General features: G+C 71.2%; 12 protein-coding genes and 1 pseudogene. 9 read left to right on the top strand and 4 right to left on the bottom strand.

Annotated elements, in window-relative coordinates:
- Window positions 1–84: 84 nt before the first annotated feature.
- Window positions 85–861 (bottom strand): CoA-transferase subunit beta, encoded by a 777-nt coding sequence (locus JHAT_RS22430; RefSeq protein ID WP_107481990.1) that lies wholly within the window; start codon window positions 859–861, stop codon window positions 85–87.
- A 26-nt stretch (window positions 862–887) separates the two neighbouring features.
- Entirely contained in the window at window positions 888–1805 is a 918-nt protein-coding gene (locus JHAT_RS22425) for a CoA transferase subunit A (protein ID WP_077800071.1), read from the bottom strand.
- 153 nt (window positions 1806–1958) lie between these two features.
- Here JHAT_RS22425 and JHAT_RS22420 point away from each other — a divergent pair, with 153 nt between their 5' ends.
- From JHAT_RS22420 to JHAT_RS22385, 7 genes are all read left to right on the top strand, one after another.
- Window positions 1959–2861 carry a LysR family transcriptional regulator gene (locus tag JHAT_RS22420; protein WP_077800043.1) on the top strand — a complete coding sequence of 301 codons (903 nt, stop codon included), beginning with the start codon at window positions 1959–1961 and terminating at the stop codon, window positions 2859–2861.
- Between the two features lie 104 nt (window positions 2862–2965).
- Window positions 2966–4192, top strand: coding sequence for an acetyl-CoA C-acetyltransferase (locus tag JHAT_RS22415; protein WP_077800042.1), 1227 nt, complete (start codon window positions 2966–2968; stop codon window positions 4190–4192).
- Window positions 4193–4325: 133 nt separating this feature from the next.
- A complete protein-coding gene (locus JHAT_RS22410) occupies window positions 4326–5672 on the top strand; it encodes an MFS transporter (RefSeq protein WP_077800041.1) in 1347 nt (448 codons plus the stop codon).
- Window positions 5673–5704: 32 nt separating this feature from the next.
- Window positions 5705–6163 (top strand): MaoC family dehydratase, encoded by a 459-nt coding sequence (locus JHAT_RS22405; protein WP_077800040.1) that lies wholly within the window; start codon window positions 5705–5707, stop codon window positions 6161–6163.
- Between the two features lie 455 nt (window positions 6164–6618).
- A complete protein-coding gene (locus JHAT_RS22395; RefSeq protein ID WP_077800039.1) occupies window positions 6619–7455 on the top strand; it encodes an alpha/beta fold hydrolase in 837 nt (278 codons plus the stop codon).
- A gap of 22 nt (window positions 7456–7477) precedes the next feature.
- A complete protein-coding gene (locus JHAT_RS22390; RefSeq protein WP_077800038.1) occupies window positions 7478–8011 on the top strand; it encodes a TetR/AcrR family transcriptional regulator in 534 nt (177 codons plus the stop codon).
- Between the two features lie 324 nt (window positions 8012–8335).
- Window positions 8336–12427, top strand: a complete 4092-nt coding sequence (locus tag JHAT_RS22385; RefSeq protein WP_077800037.1) for a hypothetical protein — start codon at window positions 8336–8338, stop codon at window positions 12425–12427.
- A 368-nt stretch (window positions 12428–12795) separates the two neighbouring features.
- Here JHAT_RS22385 and JHAT_RS22380 read toward each other — a convergent pair whose 3' ends face one another.
- Entirely contained in the window at window positions 12796–13719 is a 924-nt protein-coding gene (locus tag JHAT_RS22380; RefSeq protein WP_171991006.1) for an immunity 49 family protein, read from the bottom strand.
- Between the two features lie 215 nt (window positions 13720–13934).
- Here JHAT_RS22380 and JHAT_RS22375 point away from each other — a divergent pair, with 215 nt between their 5' ends.
- Both JHAT_RS22375 and JHAT_RS22370 read left to right on the top strand, forming a co-directional pair.
- A complete protein-coding gene (locus JHAT_RS22375; RefSeq protein WP_077800036.1) occupies window positions 13935–14651 on the top strand; it encodes a hypothetical protein in 717 nt (238 codons plus the stop codon).
- Window positions 14652–14752: 101 nt separating this feature from the next.
- Window positions 14753–15144: pseudogene (locus JHAT_RS22370) on the top strand (hypothetical protein); the annotation flags it as partial.
- A gap of 388 nt (window positions 15145–15532) precedes the next feature.
- On the opposite strand, the gene JHAT_RS22360 reads toward JHAT_RS22370, so the two are convergent.
- The gene (locus JHAT_RS22360; protein ID WP_077800069.1) at window positions 15533–16540 is read right to left on the bottom strand and encodes a DUF2278 family protein; all 1008 of its coding nucleotides are present in this window, start codon (window positions 16538–16540) and stop codon (window positions 15533–15535) included.
- Window positions 16541–16600 lie beyond the last annotated feature (60 nt).

The raw sequence follows: 16600 nt of genomic DNA, 5'->3' as shown, positions 1-16600 counted from the left end.
GTGCGGGACTGCGGGACTGCGGGACTGCGCGAGAACGCGCGGAACACGGGCGACGAGCCGGCTCGGCAGGGGGCGCGATCCGGCTCAGCGGAGGTACACGCGGCCGGGGTCCACGTCCTCCCTCAGCAGCCGCAGCTCCGCCGCGGTCGGCGGCTCCACGGTCTCCACCGAGTCGGCCACCTCGAGGTCCCAGCCGGTGGCCTCGCGGACCTGACCGACCGTCACACCGGGATGGACGGCCACCAGTCGCAGCTCCTCGCCGACTCCCTCACGGGCCAGGATGCCCAGTTCGGTGATGACCCGGGTGACGCCGACGCCCAGCGGGCGGATGCCCTGCGCCAGTGCCCGGTCCGGGCCGGGGGTGGTGCAGAAGTCCAGGGTCTCGGTGAAGGAGCGCGGAGTGTGCCGGCGCATCACCACGAACACCTCGCGGGAGTTGGCCATCACCTCGACGGCGCCGCCGGAGCCCGGCAGTCGTACCTGCGGGCGCTCCCAGTCCCCGATCACGGAGGTGTTGAGGTTGCCCCACCGGTCGATCTGGGCGGCACCCAGGAAGCCGACGTCGATGTGGCCGCCCTGCAGGACGTACCCGAACAGCGCCGGCATGGACAGCACCGCCTCCGCACCCGAGATGAGCACGGCGTCGGCGATGGTCTCCGGCAGGTGCGACGGGTGCGCGCCGCAGACGCCGGACTCGTACACCACCTCGATCTGCGGTGCGACCGTCAGATGGGCCAGTTCGGTGGCGAGCGTCGGCAGTCCGATACCGGCGAACACCGTGCGCCGACAGGCCAGTTCACGGGAGGCGACGACGGCGAGCAGCTCCGAGGAGGTGACCGCCCCGGGTGCGGTGAGCGTCACGGTCTCTTTCCTTTCCTGCGGCGCGGTCACAGCCGCCGCCCGTAGTTCACCGGCTCGCTGAGCGCCTCGCCGACCGAGAGTCCCGCCCAGAACGTCTCGCCCAGCTTCGCGGCGTACTCGGCGTGGTCGGCCGTTCCGTACACCCACTCGTCCAGCCACTCCCGCAGCCGTTGCGGATCCGCGCTGATGTGCGACCAGGCGCGGTAGAAGTCGTTGTCGCGGTCGTAGTAGCCCTGCGCGAAGGACGGGTGCGCGCCGCGCGGGCAGACGACCACGGCGTCGACCGCGTGAGCCGGCACCACCGTCCGGTTGGGATCCGAGCGGACCACTTCCTCGTCGACGACCTCCTCGACCACGACGATCGCCTTGTCCGCCGCGTACACCGCCTCCGCCTGGACGCCGGTCAGCCCCCAGATCTGGGTGTTGCCCAGGCGATCGGCCCGCTGGGCGTGGACGATCGTGACGTCGGGATTGACCGGTGGGACGACGTAGACCTGCTCGGGCTCGCCGTCAGGCCCGGGGTAGGGCGACGTCACCTTGCGCAGGTCGCCGTTGACCCCCGGCAGGTCGCTGCCGCCGTAACTGCGCAGCGGGTAGAAGGGGAGCCGCTGCGCACCGGCCAGGTAGCGGCAGACCATCCCGTAGTGGCTGTACTCCTCGAAGGCGAGCGGTGCCGGGTCGGCGCGCTCGATCCTGCGCCGCAGCTCACCGAGCGAACCGGCCGAGGAATTGCCCACGAAGGAGGACACCAGCCGTGAGACGCAGCCGGCGGCGATCATCTGGTCGACGACGATGTCCGCCGTCATCCGTACGACGGTGAGGTCCCGGCGGCCCTGGCGGATGATCTCGTGCCCGGCGGCGGTGGGGATGAGGTGGGTGAAGCCTTCGAGGCAGACGGTGGCGCCGTCGTGCACGAAGGCGGCGACGGCGTCCCTCATCGACATGACCTTGCCGGCCCCGTCGGCCGTATCCGTCCGTTCCACGGTGCTCCTCGACGAGTGGGTGCGGGTCGTCCTACCGTGTCAGCGGCCATTGAGTACTGTCCAATACCAAATTAGGGTGGCATCAAGACGGTCTCGCTATGAATGGGTCTTCGGATGGAACTGCGTCATCTCACGGCGTTCACCGCGGTGGCCGAGGAGCTGCACTTCGGCCGGGCCGCCAAGAGGCTGCAGATGGCCCAGCCCCCGCTCAGCCAGCAGATCCGCCAGCTGGAGAAGGAGCTCGGCGTCCAGCTCTTCGAGCGCAACACCCGCTCGGTACGGCTCACCAGTGCGGGGGAGTCCTTCCTCGAACCCGTGCGCACCGTCCTCGAGGACCTCGACATCGCGGTCCGGACCGCCAAGGCCGCCGGACGGGGGGAGTACGGCCGGGTCACCATCGGCTTCGCCGGTGCCTCCAGCCACGAGACGCTGCCCCTGCTGACCCGGGCGGTCCGGGCCGCCCACCCCGCCCTGGAGCTGGTCATGAAGGGGCAGACGTACGCCAACGTGGCCCTGTCGCGGGTCGCCGACGGCTCCCTCGACCTCGGGTTCGTCCGGCTCCCGGTGACCCAGCCGGGAGTGGCCTACCGGGTGATCGACGAGGAGGAACTGCTGTGCGCCCTGCCCTCCGACCACAGGCTGGCCGAACTCGACAGCATCCCCATCGCCGTCCTGGCCGACGAACCCTTCGTCTCCTTCCCCGCGAACGCGGGTTCCACGGTGCGCGACGCGATGGTCGAGGTCTGCGAGTCGGCCGGCTTCAACCCGCGTGTGGTGCAGGAGGCCCCCGACTCGTACACGATCCTCGCCCTCGTGGCGGCGGGCGTCGGCGTCACCCTCACCGTCTCCTCCGTCCGGCACATCAAGCAGGGCGGGCTCGTGTACCGGCCCCTGGCCGGTCCGCCGGTGCGGCGGCAGGCCGCGCTCGCCTGGCGCACCGACAACCCGTCCGCCGCGCTGCGGGCCGTGCTCGCGGTGGCCGAGGAGGCCCTGCCGACACCCGCGCCGGTCGATTGAGACGGAGCGGGAATCAATAGATCGCGAATTCGGTATTGGACCGACTCAGTGGTCGGGTGCGAAGGTCCCCCCTACACACCCGAGCCGCCGAAAGGTCTCCCGCCGTGTCCGACCGTTCAGACGTCGTCATCTGCGCACCGCTGCGCACCCCCATCGGGCGTTTCGGCGGCGTCTTCGCCCGGCAGACCCCCGCCGCACTCGCCGCACGCGTCATCACGGAGGTCGTCGCCCGCACGGGGATCGACCCGGACCGGGTCGACGAGGTGATCCTCGGGCACGCCTACCCCACGGCCGAGGCCCCGGCCATCGGCCGTGTCGCCGCCCTCGACGCCGGCCTCCCCGACACCGTCACCGGCCTCCAGACCGACCGCCGCTGCGGCTCGGGACTGCAGGCCGTCCTGGACGCCGCCATGCAGATCCGGGAAGGCTTCAGCGACGTCGTCATCGCGGGCGGCGTCGACGTGATGAGCGCCGCCCCCTACTACACGCACGAGGGCCGCTGGGGCATCAAGGGCCCCGGCCTCCAGCTCCACGACGCACTGGCCCGCGGCCGGGTCACCGCGGGCGGCGTCCGCCACCCCGTCCCCGGCGGCATGATCGAGACCGCGGAGAACCTGCGCCGCGCCTTCTCCATCAGCCGCGCGGACCAGGACGCGCTCGCCCTGCGCTCCCAGACGCGGGCCGCCCGTGCGATGAAGGAGGGACGTTTCGACGCCGAGACGGTGCCCGTCACCGTACGCACGGGCAAGGGCGAGACGGTGGTGACCACCGACGAGCACCCCCGCCCCGACACGACCGCCGAGCAACTCGCGGCCCTGCGCCCGATCATGGGCGGGAGCGACCCCGAGGCGACCGTGACGGCGGGCAACGCGAGCGGTCAGAACGACGCGGCGGCCGCCTGCCTGGTCACCAGCGCCGCCACCGCCGCACGGCTCGGCCTCACCCCGCTGGTCCGGCTGGTGTCCTTCGCCCGGGCCGGTGTCCCCGCCGCGACCATGGGCCTCGGGCCGGTCCCGGCCACCCACGCCGCCCTCGGCCGCGCCGGGCTCACCCTCACCGACATCGATCTCGTCGAGATCAACGAGGCGTTCGCCGCCCAGGTGCTGGCCTGCACCCGGGAACTCGGCCTCGGCGAGAAGGACCACGAGCAGCGGATCAACGTCAACGGCTCCGGAGTCTCGCTCGGCCACCCGGTCGGCGCCACCGGTGCCCGCATCCTCGCCACCCTCGCCCACGAGATGCACCGCAGCCAGGCCCGCTACGGCCTGGAGACCATGTGCATCGGCGGCGGCCAGGGCCTCGCCGCGGTCTTCGAGCGCATCCCCGCCTGAGGCCGCCGCCCCCACCGCAGTCGTTCCCGTCCGTGCCGCCGTCCCCCGACCCCTCTCGCGGCGCAGGACATCCGGACGACGCCCCGCTCAGTCATCCCCTCCGCTCGATCACGATGTTCACAGGGAGCCACCCATGAGTGCGTCCGTCCCCACCGCCCGCGAGAAGACGAAAGCCGCCAACCGTGCGGGAATCGGAGCCTTCATCGGCTCGACCATCGAGTGGTTCGACTTCTACATCTACGGCACCGCGGCGGCACTCGTCTTCGACAAGGTGTTCTTCCCCGAACTCCAAGGAGCCGTGGGCACCCTGGTCGCCTTCGCCACCTTCTGGGTCGGCTTCCTCGCCCGCCCCATCGGAGGCATCGTCTTCGGCCACTACGGCGACCGCCTGGGCCGCAAGAAGACCCTCGTCATCACCCTGCTGATGATGGGGGTCTCCACCACGGCGATCGGCCTCCTCCCGAGCTACGGGTCGATCGGCGTCGCGGCTCCGATCCTGCTGGTCCTCATCCGCATGATCCAGGGCATCGGCCTCGGCGGCGAGTGGGGCGGCTCCGTGCTGATCGCCTCCGAACACGCCCCCAAGGGCAAGTCGGTGCTGTACGGGGCGTTCGCCCAGCAGGGCTCGCCCGTCGGCAACACCCTCTCCACCCTGAGCTTCCTGGCCATCAGCCAACTGCCCGACGACGCCTTCGTCGCCTGGGGCTGGCGGGTGCCCTTCCTCGCCTCGGCCGCGCTCGTCATGGTCGGCCTGCTGGTCCGGCTGAAGGTCTCCGAGTCCCCGGCCATGGCCAAGCTCATCGAGAGGAAGAAGGTCGTCAAGCTGCCGCTCTCCGAGGTCCTGCGCAGCCACCCCATGCTGATCGTCCTCGGTATCGGCGCCTGCACCATCGGTCTGTCGGCGACCTACTTCAAGTCGACGTTCGCCCTGTCCTGGGCCACCAGCTCCCTCGATTTCGACCGCAGTTCCTTCCTCACGATCATCCTGGTCGCCAACGTCACCCAGATCATCGTCCAGCCCTTCGGAGCGGTCATCGCCACCAGGATGAAGAGCTGGTCCCGCGCCGTGCTCGTGATGCTGGTGCCCGAACTCGTCCTGCTGCCGCTGATGTTCCTCCTCATCAGTACCGAGAACTACGGTCTCGCGATGCTCGGTGTATCCGTCGCCACCATCCCGCACTGCCTGTACTACGCCGCGCTGGCCGGCATGCTGGCGAGCCGCTTCCCCGCTCACCTGCGCTACACCGGCATCTCGCTCTGCTACCAGCTGTGCGGCACGCTGCTGGGCGGTACGACACCGATCATCGGCCAGTTCCTGCTCAACCGGACCGGTTCCATCACCGCGGTCATCGCCTACGCCGTCCTCCAGGTGGCGCTGACCCTGGGCTGCATGCTCCTGCTGCTCAGGCGTCCCAACCACGACGAGCAGGCCGCCGGCCCCGCCGTCACCGCGTCCCGCACCGCCCCCGTCAGCGCCTGACCGCCCCGCACGCCCGGAACGGAGTACCGCCCATGCCCCTGACAGTGCACGGCATCCCGGAGATCCTCGCCCTCGGCGGACGCGACCTCGGGCACTCGGACTGGAAAGAGGTCACCCAGGAACTCATCGACGCCTACGCCCACGTCTCCGGGGACCACCAGTGGATCCACACCGACGTGGCGCGTGCCGCCGACGGACCCTACGGGCGCACCATCGCCCACGGCTACATGGTCCTGAGCTGGGGCATCCCGATGTTCGGCGAACTGCTCCAGGTGACCGGTGTGGGACGCGCACTCAACTACGGCGTCGACCGCGTCAGGTACCCGGCGCCCGTCCCCGTCGGCAGCCGCGTCCGGCTGCACGCCTCGGTCGGCGAGGTCAAGGAGGTCGCCCGGGGCGGGGTGCAGATGAAGAGGGCCTTCACCTTCGAACTGGAGGGATCGCAGAAACCCGCGTGTGTCGCGGAGTCGCTGACCCACTTCTACCCCTGAGCCGACCGGGTCGGCCGGCAGCGTCCGCCGGTCGGCCCGACTGGCACGGGGCGCGCTCCGCCGGCAGCGGGATGGCACCCGAACCAGGACCGTCACCCACGTCCAGGCCGGTACGCCCGCGCACTCGCCCGGACAGGGTCCGCGCGGACAAGGCCTACGGATCCCGCGCGAACCGCGTCTGCCTGCGCCGACGCGGTGTCCGCCGCACGATCCCGGAGAAGTGCGACCAGGTGGCCCATCGCCTCGAGCGTCACCGCGCGGTCGCCACCCGCTACGACGAACCCGCCGTCCGCCACGAAGCGACAGTGCTGGTCGCGGCCGTCGCCGAGTGGCTGTGAACGGCCCGTCGAAACCACTTCGGCGTTCTTCCTGGCCGTGCCGGGGTCCGGTGTTGACGGACTCGGCTAACGCCTTTAGCCTCTAGCTAATCAAGTTAGCTAGATCTGGGGGATGCCATGACCGAGTACCTTGCCGTCGACGGCGGCACGATCGCTTACGAGGTGACGGGTTCCGGTCCGTTGATCGTTCTCGCGCACGGCATGGGCGACAGCCGCGCCGCGTACCGTGCCGTGATCCCGGCCCTGGTGGCGGCGGGGCACCGGGTCGCCGCGGTCGACCTGCGCGGCTGCGGTGAGTCCAGCGTCGACTGGCCGACCTGGAGCCGCACCGCCATCGCCGGCGACCTGCTCGCCGTGATCCGCCACCTGGGCGGCCCGGCCGTGCTCGTCGGTCATTCGATCTCCGGCGGCGCCGCCACCGTCGCCGCGGCGCAGGAACCCTCGCTGGTCACCGCGGTCGTCGAGCTCGCGCCGTTCACCCGCAAACAGTCGATCCGCCCCGGCGACCTGCGAGTGAAGCGCTTCCGGCAGGGCATGCTGCGACTGCTCGGCGCGGGCGTGTTCGGCAGTGTGCCGCTGTGGCACTCGTACCTCGACGTGGCCTGTCCCGGCGTGAAGCCGGCCGACTGGGCCGAGCGACTCGATCGCATCGACTCCCTGCTGCGCGAGCCGGGCCGGATGAAGGCCCTGCAGAGCATGGGCCGCAGCGCCCCGACCGACGCCGGCGCACAGCTCGGCAACGTCCGCTGCCCGGTCCTGGTCGTGATGGGCACGCTCGACCCCGACTGGGCCGACCCGCACGCCGAGGGGGCGGCGATCGTCGACGCCCTGCCGGCCGGCCTGGGCCGACTCGAGATGATCGAGGGCGCCGGACACTACCCGCACGACCAGTTCCCCGACCAGGTCGTCTCGCTGACGCTCGCCTTCCTCCGATCGGTGGCCGACCGTGCCTAGGGCAGGCCTGGACCCGGCGACCGTGGTCGCGGCCGGCGCCGCCCTTGCCGACGAGGTGGGCCTCGCCAACCTGACGATGGGGTCGCTGGCCGAGCGGGTGGGCGTGCGCACCCCGTCCCTGTACAAGCACGTGAACGGCCAGGAAGACCTCAACCGGCGCATCGCGGCCCTGGCATTGAACGAGGCCGCCGACGCCATCGGCGCGGCGATCCAGGGATACGCGGGCCGCGACGCCCTGGAGACCGCGGCCCGCGCCTTCCGCGCCTTCGTCCTGCAACACCCCGGCCGTTACGCCGCGACGATCGGCGCGGAACCCTCCGGCCCGGACGACCCGCTCGCCACCGCAGGGCGGCGGCTGCTCGGCACGTTCACCGCCATCCTGCGCGGCTACGAGATCGCGGAGCCCGACGTGGACCACGCCCTGCGCACCCTCCGCAGCCTCTTCCACGGTTTCGCCACACTGCAGGTGGCCAACGGCTTCCAGTGGAACGCCGACATCGACGAAAGCTTCGAGTGGCTGATCGCCTTCGCCGACCGGGGCCTGCGAGCTCTTTGAGAACGCTGCCTAGGTGGCGTTGTAGGCGAGCTCGGCGAGCTGCTGGTCGTAGGCGAGCCGGAGATCGACGGTGCTGTGCTCCGCTGGCAGTCGATGAGGGGTGAACTGCCGGATCACGCCACCCCGGCCGCCCGAGAGCGTGTACCCGGAAGTCGGTCACGGCCCGGTTGGGGAAGCGGGGGCGGACTCATGTTCACCGCACAGGTGCCGGGGCGGGGACGGGCGTTGTCGGTGGTACGACGTAGCGTGCGACAGACAAGTGACCGGCACCAGGCACCAGGCACCGGCACAGAACAGGGCGACATAACGGGAGGCGGCCGGCACATGGGCACACAGGTGGAGAAGGACGGGTACACCGCGGAACTGACGGACGATCTGGAGATCGTCTACCGCAATCCCCAGAGGCGGAAGCTCAAGCAGCTGCCCGCCCAGCTGGCGGATGCTCCCGGGATCCGCGCCCTGCACGAGACGGGCACCCGTCTGCGCGACCACCGCGAGGAGTGCCGTCGGCAGGCGGAGCAGTGGGCCCGTGTCCAGGCGGTCGTGCCCCGCGCGCTGGCCGACGCCGACCCGATGTGGCGCAAGGCCCTGGAGGCCGAGTGTGTGCAGCTCACCGACGAGCTGGGCGAGGGGGGTCTGTGGGCCCGCACCTACGCCGGTTTCGACGGCCGCACCCACACCCAGCTGCTCCCTGAGCAACTGATCCCCTTCCGGGACCAGCTGATGCGCGGGCAGGGATGGGAACCGGAGGACTTCTTCTCCACCGGCATACCGGACCCCTCCGACGGCGAGCTGCCCTTCCCCGAACGGGTCCTCGCCGCCCACCCCGGCCTCGAGGAGCCGGCGACGGAGAAGATCCTCCTGCTGCGGGCGCGCACGAACAACTGGGCCTACGTCTTCAAGAAGGACATCGACGCCGTCCTCCAGGGACTGGAGGAGACCGCCCCCGCACTGCTGACCACCCTCCTCGACGAGATGGCCGATCTCGCCCTGCGGCACGAGGACCGTCCCACCGCCACCGCGTGGTTCGGGCGAGCCCGCACCTGCGAGCGGACCCAGGCCCGCGAGGTCGACCACGAGTGGCTGCTGCGCCGCTACCTCACCTACGCCGAAGCCGGTGCTCTCTCCGCGACCACCCTGCGGGCCTGGCTGCGCGACCTGGCCGTCAAGGGCGTGGCGACGCCGGAGGACCTCCCGCGTTTCCGCGACGTCGTGACCCGCCGCATGCGGGCGTCGTCCGAGGTGTACCCGCAGCTCGCCCAGGACCTGCGCAAGCTCGCCAAGGCCGCCGGAGCGGACCCGGAGAGCGAACTCGCGACGCTGCTCGAGGACATCCTCCGTACCGGTCACTTCCCGCTGAACGACGAGAAGTTCTGGGCCGATTGCCTCACGGGCACGGCCGTGGACCTGCTGACCGAACGCGTTCCCGAGACGCCCCGCACGATGCTGGACCAGCGGCCCCACCGCAGCCTCGCCGGCTCCGGACTGTGGCTGAGCCTGCTGGAGCGCACCGGCGCGCTGGCGCTGCTCACCGGTGAGGCACCGGGGATGGAGGCCGGCGAGGCGGCGGCCTGGCTGAGCGTGCGCATCGCCACGCTCAGGGACGGCAACGGTATCTGGCCGGCCGTGCACGAGATCGCCGAACGGATCGCCCCGAAACTGCGCGCGGACGGCGTACCCGTCGACATCCGCTACCAGCGGATCGGCACCGACCGGGACTACCACTACACGACGCCCCTGAACCTGATCGATCTGCTGCTGGAGCACGGCGCACCGGTCGCCGACCCGCCGGAGCTCCTCGGCCCGTGCAGGCCGAGCGACGTCGAACTCCGCCGTCGGCCCGAACTGACACACCTCCAGGCCGACCCCCGCTTCGCCCGGGAGCTGCGCGCCCGGACACGCGTCGAGCTGGAGATGACCCTCAAGGACCTGGGCGACAATCGCTGGTACCAGCCGCACCAGTCCTCCAAGGGCTGGGACCGCATACCCCCGCTCTTCGACAACCCGCTCGGGCACGAGGAGATCCGCGCCTGGTTCGGCCGCGAGCGGGCGAAGCTGCGCACCGTGGCGGACTTCGACGAACTGGTCCTGCTGCTCGGCCGGTTGGTCCACGCGGGCGTCGCCCTCGACCTGCTGCCGAAGGACCCCGACACGGCCGCCGAGTTCGCGGCGGTGGACGTCGTACCGCTGCTGATGGCGAAGCTGCCCGACACCGTCACCCGCCCGCAGGTCGAGGAGCTGCTGGGCCGTCTCACCCCCTGCTACGTCGCACGGGACGGTGTCCAGCCTCCCAACCGCGAGCCGATCCGTCAGATGCTGCCGCAACTGGGCGATCCCGCCCGGAGCGAGGCCGCGTCCTTGCTGGTCATGGCCGTCAACTGCCGTGCGGGACTGGAGCAGCTGGCCCGTCGCTTCACCCCCGTGGAAGACGAGGCGACACCGGCCGGCCGGAAGCCGGCGAACGCGGACGAGCGCATCGGCCGCTCGATGATCCAGCTCGCACAGGACGACACCGCCCCCGTCTGGGACGGTGACCTCACCAAGCCCACGACGACCTACGACCGTCTGCTCGACAACGACGGGCTGCGCCACACCCACGTGTGTGCGGCCCCGCTCGCCCTGTGCGCCGTGTCCACCCGGCATGCCGGCTGGTTGTCACCGGTGGGGCCGCTGACCGCCTACGCGACCCACCCCCTCGTCACCGGCGAACCGGGCCGCTGGCGCATCGTACGGTGCGAGGTCCCCGAATACCGCGGGATCCGCGCCGTCGCCCGTGAGGGCGAGGTGTTCCGCACGGCCACCTCCGTCGCCTACGTCATGGCCTCCGGCGGCCGGGCCCCCAGGCGGACACTGTGGGAATACGCGCCCGACGGCGACTTCCCCGAGGACGGCCCGCTCGCGGCGGGCGGCGCCACGCTCACCGACGCCCACATCATGGAACCGGTGCGTCCCGGCGCCTGGTTCACGCGCTTCGCCGAGCTGTACCGCGAGCACGGCCACGCACCCGCCCGCCCGGAGCTCGCCACGGCCTTCGCCCAGCGGCTGGGCCTGACCCCGGCCGAGGCCACCGTGCTGCTGACCGCCCACGTCCCCTGCACGCCCCGCCGGTCCGGCCAGCTCCTTCGCTACCGTCCCAGGTTCCGTTCCACCGACCTGAAGGCCTGGAAGATCCGCGGGGAGGACGCGAAACAGGCCATCGCCGTGCTGACCGACCTGCTCGGGCCGGAGCGCGTGGCCACCCTCTACGACAAGCTCCTGCCCGACGACCCGGAACTGCTGTGGACCACCGGCCCGGACGTGGACCGGGCCGCCGCGTGGTGGCTCGCGGAACTGGGTACCCCGCTGCCCGTACCCATGGCACTGCTGCCCCTGGCCGCCAAGGAGATCCTGCCTCCCCAGGGCGAAGAGGCCCTCCCACGGCAGATGCGCCAGGGCATTCCGGGCTACCGGCCCCGCCTGCGCCTGCCCACCCTCCTCGCCCGCGTCGCCGCCGGCGCGGACTGCCTGGCCCCCCACCCGGCCGATGGCCCGGAGGGAGCACCGCAGCCGACGGCCCTGCCGAGGATCGCCGCCTGGATCGCCTACCGCACCCCGGCCGGCGACCCGCTGCGCCCCGCGGTCGGCGCGACGATCGCCCGGCTGCGTGAGGAGACGGCCGCCGTCCCCGGTCCGCTCACGCTCTTCTCCCTGCAGAGCAACCACCTGATGGGTCCGCCGCCGGCCACGGACGCGCTGACCGCCCACCCCGCGGTCACGGAGGCCGACGACCCGGTCTACGACATGAGGCGCCTGCACGTCGACCCCGCCGCGCTCAAGGGCCCCGACGACCCGCTGCTGGACGCCCTGGACGCCTACCTCGACTCCGTACTGCCCTCCCAGTGGCTGCCCGGCCCCTCCGGCCTGCCCGCCCTCGCGGACCTGCGGCTGCTGCTGAGCGACGACTTCGCCGCGCTCGGCCGGCACCTGAGCACCGACACCGAGCGCCCCGCGGGCTGGGAGCAGCATCCCGAGCGGTCGGTGCCGCACCTGGTCGAGGAGTGCGCCAGGGCGTACGGCCTGAGCAGGGACGCCGCGTCGCTCTTCCTGATGCTGCTGGCCCTGCCGGACCCGACCGACCGCAACGTCAGGACGTGGACCGGCTGGAAGCCCGGCCGCTTCAAGGAAGCGGAAGCCGAACTGGCCGCGTCCGGCAGGGTGCTGCGCACCGTGCGGCCGCGAGCGGGGCGCTCCCTCTTCCTGCCCGGTGCCTGGCTGGAGCGCAAACGGCCCCGGCTCCCCGTCGAGGCGTCCAAGCCCATGCTGCTGCCGCTGGCCAGGGAACACCGCTCGACGTCCCATCTCGCCGCCGTCCCCTGCGTTCCGCTGCCCGCGCTGTTCACGCGGGCGTGGGAAGGCGCCGGGACCCGACGGGAGTGACGGCTGCCCCCGGTGCTTGCCCTTGCGCGCGGTCAGCCCTCGCAGGCCCTCGCCGGCCGTCCCCTGGCTGCGCCGGGGCGCGTCCAGCCGGAGTCAGCCGAGGGGATCGGTGACCGCCCGGTGCAGCACGGCGTGGACGTCGCGCGTCCAGTCCTTCGTTGCCGCCGGGACCGGTGGCGACGAAGGCGTACGGGGCGTACAGCAGCCGCAGCACCGAGCGGGGCCCGCGCCCGGGCGGCGGGGACCGGGTACGGACGGTCTTCCCGCTCGCGCCGGCCCACGAGGGCCTGCCCTGCGCGGTCAGGGGCGTCGCGATCGAGAATGTGCGGGGCCGCACCAGGCCGGGGCCGGTGCGGGCCGCCGGATGTCTACTGCTGGGGGGCACTCACCAGCGCTTCGGGCAGATAGGCGGACCGGATGTCCGACTTCCAGCCGTGCGCGAGACAGGCGAGGGCGGCGAGCGTGACGGCTCCCAGCGGCAGCAGGCTCCGGACAGCCGGGTCGGTGCCGACGCTCGCGCGATGCGCCACGAGTCGTTCCTGAAGAGCCTGCTCGAACGCGGCCTGGTCGTCGTCGAGAAGGACGCGCAGCAACTGCTGGTCGGGCGTCAGCGTCCCGGCCGCATCCAGCTGCTCGGCAGCACGTGCCCGCTCGGCTGCGTCCGGTTTGTTCAGCGGCGTCGGGCCGGGAAGGGCGCCGGGACGGGGTCCCTGGACGACGGTCAGGTAGCCGCACAACGCGTCCATCTCAGCCAGGTCGGCCGGGTCGGACACCGACTCCCGCTTCGAGTACGGGACGCCGTCACGGATGGCGGGCGCGTAGTCCTCGCGCAGCAGAGGACCGATCACCCGGTCCCGGTCCCCTACCAGTCCGCTGATCACGGACCACGCGAATGCGTCCGTCCACGTTCGCGCCGAGGTCACCGGGGTGGTCGGCTCCCACCTCTCCTCGTAATGCAGTTCCTCGTTGCTGAGTGTCTCCGTCACGAGCGGGAGGGGTACCCGGAAGTCACCGTCGGGGAAGCACGCCAGGCTCAGCACGCCCATGGCGCACTCCGCGGCTGTGATCAGTGCGACGCGCGAGTCGGGCGTCCGCAGGGCGGGGTCGGACACGGTACGCGCGGCGACGTGGTCGGCCAGTTCCTCGCCGAGTTCCCTGAGTCCTCGCCGCAGCGGCATGTCGCCGTACCGCATGTCGTGCCACCGGCCGAAGGCCCGACTCGACATGCCGGCGAGGGCCTGCTCGATCCGCCGTTCTGCGACTGCGTGACGTGTCACTTCCTTGATCGTCATGCCCGCCATCCTCGCAGTACCCACCGACAGGCGCGGTCCCGTCCGCCTTCCCGCCCCGTCCCGCCCCTCTGCCCGCCCCCGCGTCGCTTCGAAGGCCGCTGCACCGGCAGTCCTGAAACGCCGTCCTGCGGGATCGGGATGCGGTACTGCCGCTGGGACGGGATCCAGCTCCTGGGAGGCGGTGCCCGACGGCATACCGAGCTGGTTGCCGGAAAGTGACCCCCGATGAGTGGATCGCGTGGGAGTTTGATGGCATGGACGATGCTGTTGTGGCGCTGCTCGGAGCTGTCGTCGGGGCGGTCGGCTCCGGGTGCGCGGCCTACTTGACGGCCCGCATGGCCAGAAGACAGTCGCAGGAACAGCTGGCCGCGCAGCGGGCGCAGTTCGAGAGGCAGGTCGCGGAGCAATGTCGGCAGTTCGAGGCTCAAGTAGCCGAGAACAAGCGCCAGTTCGAGGCACAGACAGCCGAACAGTACCGGCAGTTCGAGGCCCAGTCGCGTGCTGATCACGTCAGGTCCAGACGTGATTACCGCGCCGACGCCTACAAAGCGTTCTTGAGACATGCATCCGCAGTGAAGGGCGTGCTCGCCATCAATGGAAGCGTAATCGTGGTCACTGACGCGAGTTCCCTCGTGGAGGGCACTCGGGGGATGGAGGCCGCCTTGGGGGACGTCCAGGTTGAAGGTCCACGCACGGTGTCTGACCCAGCTGAACGCATGCTCGACATCGCGAAGGAGACCATGCGCAGACTGGAAGAGTGGTCGGGAACCTATGTGGAGGCAGGATTGTCGTCTCGATTCCGCGCGGCGTTTGACAGCTTCACGGATGCCAGCAGCCGAGCCCTCAATGACGAGAGTCTCCCTGACATGAAGCCCAGTGAAGCGCAGCACAGATGGGGGCACATGGCGCGCATGGACCCAAAGGCGAGATGACCCAGACCTGAGCGGCTGTTGTCGTACCGGACCCGAGGGCGGCGTTTTCGCCGGTCAGGCATAGGTTCGGCGGTCTCGTGGGAGCAGTGGCCTGTCCTGTCATCGCCCGCTCACGGGTCGGCGAGGTGCCGGGGCCGGTGGACGAGACCGAAGATCTTGCCCAGACGATGCCTGCTCAGGGACAGGTGTCATCGGCGGTGACGGCTGCGAAGCCGAAGTCGCCGGTGCCCATGTGGCGCGAGGGGCTGGAGGCGTCGGTGCTGTCGATGGACCACCAGCGCATCCTGCAGGCCCTCGCGGACCGGCATCGCCTCCGGCAAGGGCCGTTGACGTGCCAGGAGATGGCCGTCCTGCCCGGTCTGGACGCGGTGCCGGCGAGGGTGGAGGCGCTGTGGTCGAAGGCGAAGAGGCTGGTCGCACGGGGCCGGCCGGGCGGCGGCCGGGTCGCTTCACGCTCGCGCAGAATGTGACCGGGCCAGACGGCGAGCCATGATCGTGGTCATCGACCAGTAGGCCGTCGCCTCGGCGCTGGAGGCGCGGCGCTCGAAGTCGCGCACCAGGCGGCGGCTTCGCATCCCGCCCCGCCTTCTGGCGGACCCGGTCGCGCAGCCGTTCGTGGAGCCCCCTGACCAGCACATGGTTGCACCGGCGGCGGAAGAACGCGCGGAGCCGGTCCCGCGGCGGGAAGTCGGCCGGCATCGTCCGCCACTTGATCCTGTTGTCCACGAGACAGCGGATCGCGTCCAGTGTCGTCCGGTGACAGTACGCCTCCGACTGCCCGCCCCGACCCCGTTGTCCGGTTCGCCACCGGCACGCGGTGACCGCGCGGTCGGCCGGTCCGGCCGTGCGCAGCGGCCGCCGTCCCCCGTCAGAAGGTCCCGTCAGAAGGTGACCGTCTCGCCCTTCGGTTCGGCCTGCCGGGCGGTGTAGGAAACGCCGTGGACCTTGAGGCCGTCAGGGCCGAGGAGGGTGATGGCCCCTCCGCGGTCGCCCAGGTGGAAGTCGCCGGCGCCGGGGACGGTCAGTGTCCCGCCGGGTTGAAGGCTGACATCGGGCAGGGGGAGCTTGCGCTTCTCCTGATCCGCGAGTTGCCAGTCCGTGAGACTGACGGGGGTGCGGGAGGTGTTGATCAGGGTGACGGTTTCGCTCTCCTGCTCAGGACCGAGGGGATCTGTCAGGGCGGCCACGATCCGCACGGGGCCTCGTCCTTCGTCGGTGCGGCGGGTGGCGGTCTCGATGGCATGACCGGTGGTGTCGTCCGTGTGCCACGCCTGGGACTGGAAGGCCAGGAAGATCCCGATCCAACGGGACTCCCCGGTCAGGTGCAGCAGGAGTCCGCCGTCCTGCCAGACCCCGTCGTCGCCGCGGAACCGGCCGCTGTTGCCCTGGTTCATGTGGATGTCGTGGACGCCGTTGCCGGGCTTGAACCCGAAGATCTTGTCGGGCTTGCCCTCTTCGCGGCCCCAACGCTGACCGAAGGCGTACAGGCAGATGGCGGGGTCGTTGATCGCTCGCTGGATGTAGTGGTCCAGCAGGTCGGCGAGGTCGTTGTCAGGACCCGGCAGGTCCGGAGGCAGCAACCGCATCTTGGCGGGGTCGAACAAGTTGCCGCGGACGAAGTCGAGGCCTGCCGCTCCTGGTCGGGACCGCAGGCCGGTCCAGCCGCTGCCGGCGACCGGGAGCATGTCGGTGAGCGGATGGCGGAAGCCGTCGTCGGCCAGGTACAACAGCTCCGAAGGGGCCTGTTGTGACAGCACGTTGACAGCGGCGCGGTAGTGCGTGTCCGAGTCGTCGACAAGGTGGATCTGGTAGTGCGGAGTGTCGCTGTGCCCTTCCCGGAGCCTGTCGACAACGCGGGCGGCCAGCACTCCGTACTTCTTCAGTGGCATGTGGATCACCCTTCTTTCCTCCGGCCGACCCGGAGGGTCCGGGGTCGGCACTCCGACGGT

Source organism: Streptomyces sp. JHA26, assembly GCF_002005565.1.
Taxonomy (GTDB): Bacteria; Actinomycetota; Actinomycetes; order Streptomycetales; family Streptomycetaceae; genus Streptomyces.
Note: the sequence above shows the minus strand (reverse complement) of the source record. Positions and strands in the feature narration are given on the sequence as shown.